Source organism: Polaromonas sp., assembly GCF_030680935.1.
Taxonomy (GTDB): domain Bacteria; phylum Pseudomonadota; class Gammaproteobacteria; order Burkholderiales; family Burkholderiaceae_C; genus Polaromonas.
In genome coordinates, this window is sequence record NZ_JAUXUP010000023.1 from 1 (window position 1) to 5,109 (window position 5,109).

5 protein-coding genes and 3 tRNA genes are annotated in these 5,109 nt (G+C 60.8%); all 8 read right to left on the reverse strand.

The window, feature by feature from the left end:
* Complete coding sequence (gene tuf, locus Q8L50_RS06295; protein WP_305347809.1) at nucleotides 1-1,191, reverse strand: elongation factor Tu; 1,191 nt, start codon at nucleotides 1,189-1,191, stop codon at nucleotides 1-3.
* 103 nt (nucleotides 1,192-1,294) lie between these two features.
* Nucleotides 1,295-1,369, reverse strand: a tRNA-Thr gene (locus tag Q8L50_RS06300).
* 48 nt (nucleotides 1,370-1,417) lie between these two features.
* Nucleotides 1,418-1,491: transfer RNA gene (locus Q8L50_RS06305), tRNA-Gly, on the reverse strand.
* A gap of 97 nt (nucleotides 1,492-1,588) precedes the next feature.
* Nucleotides 1,589-1,674, reverse strand: a tRNA-Tyr gene (locus Q8L50_RS06310).
* A 62-nt stretch (nucleotides 1,675-1,736) separates the two neighbouring features.
* Complete coding sequence (locus tag Q8L50_RS06315; RefSeq protein ID WP_370869757.1) at nucleotides 1,737-2,495, reverse strand: uracil-DNA glycosylase; 759 nt, start codon at nucleotides 2,493-2,495, stop codon at nucleotides 1,737-1,739.
* Between the two features lie 28 nt (nucleotides 2,496-2,523).
* The gene (gene trpC, locus Q8L50_RS06320; protein WP_305347810.1) at nucleotides 2,524-3,324 is read right to left on the reverse strand and encodes an indole-3-glycerol phosphate synthase TrpC; all 801 of its coding nucleotides are present in this window, start codon (nucleotides 3,322-3,324) and stop codon (nucleotides 2,524-2,526) included.
* 4 nt (nucleotides 3,325-3,328) lie between these two features.
* Complete coding sequence (gene trpD, locus Q8L50_RS06325) at nucleotides 3,329-4,372, reverse strand: anthranilate phosphoribosyltransferase (protein ID WP_305347811.1); 1,044 nt, start codon at nucleotides 4,370-4,372, stop codon at nucleotides 3,329-3,331.
* Between the two features lie 9 nt (nucleotides 4,373-4,381).
* Nucleotides 4,382-5,038, reverse strand: a complete 657-nt coding sequence (locus Q8L50_RS06330; protein WP_305347812.1) for a LysE family translocator — start codon at nucleotides 5,036-5,038, stop codon at nucleotides 4,382-4,384.
* Nucleotides 5,039-5,109 lie beyond the last annotated feature (71 nt).

Genomic DNA, 5,109 nt, shown 5'->3' on the forward strand with positions numbered 1-5,109 from the left:
TTACGCAATGATCTTGGCCACGACACCGGCGCCGACGGTTTTGCCGCCCTCGCGGATGGCGAAACGCAGACCCTCTTCCATCGCGATCGGGTTGATCAGCTTGACGGTGATCGACACGTTATCGCCTGGCATGACCATTTCCTTGCCTTCTGGCAACTCGATCGCACCGGTCACGTCCGTCGTGCGGAAGTAGAACTGGGGACGGTAGTTGTTGAAGAAAGGTGTGTGGCGGCCACCTTCGTCTTTGGACAGCACGTAGATCTCGCCGGTGAAATGGGTGTGCGGCTTGATCGAACCTGGCTTGCACAGGACTTGACCGCGCTGGACGTCTTCACGCTTGGTGCCGCGCAGCAAGATACCGACGTTGTCGCCGGCCTGGCCCTGATCGAGCAGTTTGCGGAACATCTCCACGCCGGTGCAGATGGTCTTCTGGGTGTCGGCAATACCGACGATCTCGATTTCTTCGCCGACCTTGATCACGCCGCGCTCGATACGGCCGGTCACGACGGTGCCGCGGCCGGAGATGGAGAACACGTCTTCCACAGGCATCAGGAAGGCACCGTCCACAGCGCGCTGGGGCATGGGGATGTAGGTGTCCAGGGCGTCGGCCAGTTTCATGATGGCTTCTTCACCCAAGGGGCCTTTGTCGCCTTCCATGGCGAGCTTGGCGCTGCCGTGGATGATGGGGGTGGCATCGCCGGGGAAGTCGTATTTGTCGAGCAGCTCGCGCACTTCCATCTCAACGAGTTCGAGCAGCTCGGCGTCGTCAACCATGTCGCATTTGTTCAGGAACACGATGATGTAAGGCACACCGACCTGGCGGGCCAGCAGGATGTGCTCGCGGGTCTGGGGCATGGGGCCGTCAGCGGCGGAGCACACCAAAATGGCGCCGTCCATCTGGGCTGCGCCGGTGATCATGTTTTTCACATAGTCGGCGTGGCCTGGGCAGTCAACGTGGGCGTAGTGGCGATTCGCCGTCTCGTATTCAACGTGGGCGGTGTTGATGGTGATGCCGCGGGCTTTTTCTTCCGGAGCCGCGTCAATCTGGTCGTAGCCTTTGGCTTCGCCGCCGAATTTGGCAGCGAGCACGGTCGTGATCGCTGCCGTCAATGTGGTTTTGCCATGGTCAACGTGCCCGATGGTGCCTACGTTGACGTGCGGTTTGGTCCGCTCAAATTTGCCTTTTGCCATTTTTACGACTCCAGATACCTTAAGGATTCAATTAAGAAATTTTTTCAACCACCATAACCACTGACCCGCCAGCACGGCAACCGCCATGACCAGCACCTGAAAATGGTGCCCATTCCGGGAATCGGACCCGGGACCTCTCCCTTACCAAGGGAGTGCTCTGCCACTGAGCCAAATGGGCCGAATTCAAAATCTGTACTAACTACCAACACAACCGGCACAGCTGACCTGGAGCGGGAGACGGGAATCGAACCCGCGTCATTAGCTTGGAAGGCTAGGGTTCTACCATTGAACTACTCCCGCATCGGCCGCCGCCGCCTTGATGCATCAGCACCCCCGAAAACGGCATCCAACTGTCCAGACTGCCTGCCCAGCTGCGCCTGCAAAATCAATTCATCGCTGGTGGAGAGGGCTGGATTCGAACCAGCGTACTCGTTAGAGGGCAGATTTACAGTCTGCTGCCATTAACCACTCGGCCACCTCTCCTTTGGCGAACCTCAGATTATGCCATGGAAATTTGACGGCTGGCAACGCGAAACCACAAGTGTTTACCACTTCACGGGGCGGCGGCCATGGCTTTTCAGAAAATCATTGGCGGCACTGAAATGCCCACAATTGATGAAGGGCCGGGGCGGGCGCAAAGCCGACAGCGGCGACGGGTGGTTGGCCACCAGCACCTCGTGGCGGGGAGCTATCAGCACCTGTTTGGCCTGGGCATGGGCACCCCAAAGCATGAAAACCACAGGTTCCGGCCTGGCCGATACCGCGCTGATCAGCTGGTCTGTGAGTACTTCCCAGCCCTGTTTAGCATGGCTGGCGGCCTGGCCTTCCTCTACCGTCAGGCAGGTGTTCAGCAGTAAAACACCTTGCCTGGCCCAGCGCTCCAGCGATCCGTCTGGGTGGTTTTCTGGCTCGATGCGCGGGTCACGCGCCAGCTCCTTGAAAATGTTGCGCAAGCTTGGCGGTGGTTTGATGTCGTCGGGCACCGAAAAAGCCAGGCCATGGGCCTGGCCGGGGCCATGGTAGGGGTCCTGACCAAGGATGACGACACGAACATCGGCCAGGGGCGTCAGCGTCAGGGCCCGAAAAGGCGCTGGCGGGTAAACAACAGCCCCCAAAGACAGCCGCTGCTGGATATAAGCGCCCAGTTGCCGGCCGGCCGGACTGTCCAGAAAGGGCTGGACCGTGGGCAGCCAATCGTCTGCCAGATCCCAGGCGGCCGGATTCCAGGCGCTCAGGCGCCGGGCAGGCGCCGGACCTTCACCTCCCAGGTCGGGCCGGTTTTCAAAGGCCAAATTGGCCTGCAGTCCTTTGGACACGGCCGTAAGCAGCTACTTAATTAATAGCATCGGGAAACAGCTCCGCCAGCGCCACACCGGGGTCTTCGGCCCGCATGAAGGCCTCGCCAACCAGGAAGGCCTGGACTTTGGCGGCGCGCAGGCGCGCCGCGTCGGCGGGCGTCGAAATACCCGACTCGGTGACCAGCAGGCGGTCTGGCGGCACCGCGGCCAGCAAGTCCAGCGTGGTGTCCAGCGACACCTCAAAAGTCTGCAAATTGCGGTTGTTGATGCCCAGCAGCGGCGTTTTGAGCTTGAACGCGCGGTCCAGTTCGGCGCGGTCATGCACCTCCACCAGGACCGCCATGTCCAGAGAGTGGGCCAAGGCCTCCAGCGCTTTCATTTGGGAGTCGTCCAGGCAGGCGGCGATCAACAAAATACAGTCGGCGCCCATGACCCGCGACTCGTAGACCTGGTAGGGGTCGATGATGAAATCCTTGCGTAGCACGGGCAGGTCACAGGACGCCCTGGCCTGCTTGAGATAATCCACGCTGCCCTGGAAAAATTCTTTGTCAGTCAGCACTGACAAACAGGCTGCGCCATATTCTGCGTAACTTTGTGCAATATCAGCCGGAGTAAAGTCGGCGCGCAGCACCCCTTTAGACGGGCTGGCTTTTTTGATCTCGGCGATCACGGCGGGTTTGCCGGCTGCGATTTTGGCGCGTAGAGCGCCGACAAAATCACGCGTCAGACCGCGTGTTTCAGCGTCAAGACGCACCGCATCCAGCGGTTTGCGCTTGATGGCTGCGGCGACTTCTTCGCGCTTGACAGCAACAATTTTGTTCAGGATGTCGGACATGGTGTCAAGCTGCCAGTGATGTGGTGGTGGAAACAAGCTGTTCGAGCTTGCCTTTCGCGGCGCCGGAGTCGATCGCCTGGCGGGCCAGGACTATGCCGGCTTTCAGGCTGTCAGCCACATTGGCCGCGTACAACGCGGCGCCAGCGTTGAGGATCACAATGTCGCGGGCCGCACCCGGCTCCTTGTTGAGCACACCCTTGAGCATGGCCATGGACTGTTCTGGCGTTTCCACGCGCAAGCTGCGGTTACTGGCCATGGCCAGGCCAAAGTCCTCAGGGTGGATCTCGTATTCGGTGATTTCACCGTTTTTCAGTTCGCCCACGACGGTGGCAGCGCCCAGCGACACTTCGTCCATGCCGTCCTTGCCGTACACCACCAGCGCATGTTCGGCGCCCAGTCGCTGCAGCGCACGCACCTGGATGCCGACCAGGTCCGGGTGGAACACACCCATCAGGATGTTGGGCGCATCCGCCGGATTCGTCAGCGGGCCCAGGATGTTGAAGATGGTACGCACGCCCAGCTCCTTGCGGACCGGTGCGACGTTTTTCATCGCCGGGTGGTGATTCGGCGCAAACATGAAGCCCACGCCCACCTCTTCGATGCACCTGGCAATTGCATCCGGCGGCAGGTTGATGTTGATGCCCAGCGCTTCGAGCACATCAGCGCTGCCGGACTTGCTGCTGACACTGCGCCCGCCGTGTTTGCTGACCTTGGCGCCAGCCGCAGCCGCGACAAACATTGAGCAAGTCGAGATATTGAAGGTGTGCGAGCCGTCACCGCCGGTGCCCACAATATCGACCAGATGCGTCTTGTCGGCCACATACACCTTGGTCGAAAACTCACGCATCACCTGCGCGGCGGCGGTGATCTCACCAATGGTTTCCTTCTTGACGCGCAGGCCGGTGATCAGCGCCGCCATCATCACGGGTGAGAGATCGCCACTCATGATCAGACGCACGATCTTGAGCATCTCGTCGTGAAAAATCTCGCGGTGCTCGATGGTGCGCTGCAGCGCTTCCTGGGGCGTGATTTTGTTGGTCAGGGGCATGGGGTGCTCTCAGTGATCAGAAGGATTGTCGGTCAGGGCCAGCTTGATGCCAAATCCAATGAACATGGCGCCGGCCACCCGGTCGAACCAGAACAGCCCGCGCTGCAAGGCCCCCGCGCGCCGCGCCAGCCAGCTGGCGGCCAGCGCCCAGCCGATGTTGACCCACAGCGCGTTGAAGTTGAACAGCAGGCCCAGCAGCAAAAACGCCAGCGGCTTGTTGTCCACGCCGGGCGCAATGAACTGCGGCACAAAGGCGAGGAAAAACAGCGCCACCTTGGGGTTCAGTACGTTCGTCCAGAAGCCCTGGAAAAATATGTCTTTTATGCCTCCAGCCCTTACCGCACGGGCGCCATTAGCCTCTGAATTGATAGCAAATTCGGCACCCTGGCTGGTCAGCAGGCGGATGCCGACATACACCAGGTAGGCAGCGCCGGCCCACTTGAGCACGCTGAAAGCGGTCGCCGAGGCGGCCAGCAAGGCGCTGACCCCAAGCGCCGCCGCAATGATGTGCACAAAACAACCCGCAGTGATACCCAGCGCCGCCACAACGCCGGCGCGCGCGCCGCGGCGCAGGGCATGGGTCACGATGTAGAGCACATCCGGGCCGGGCGTCAGGTTCAGCAACACGCCGGCAACGATGAATAGCAGCAGTTGTCCGGTCGCCATGGAATGCCCCTCAGTTGCTGAAGAAGCCGCGCATCGCCGCGATCGCCCGGTCCACGCCGGCCGTATCCACG

Bases quoted from the DNA above. Each gene is read 5' to 3' on its own strand.
- tuf (WP_305347809.1), bottom strand. From the start codon at position 1,191: ATGGCAAAAGGCAAATTTGAGCGGACCAAACCGCACGTCAACGTAGGC.
- trpC (WP_305347810.1), bottom strand. From the start codon at position 3,324: ATGTCCGACATCCTGAACAAAATTGTTGCTGTCAAGCGCGAAGAAGTC.
- trpD (WP_305347811.1), bottom strand. From the start codon at position 4,372: ATGCCCCTGACCAACAAAATCACGCCCCAGGAAGCGCTGCAGCGCACC.
- Q8L50_RS06330 (WP_305347812.1), bottom strand. From the start codon at position 5,038: ATGGCGACCGGACAACTGCTGCTATTCATCGTTGCCGGCGTGTTGCTG.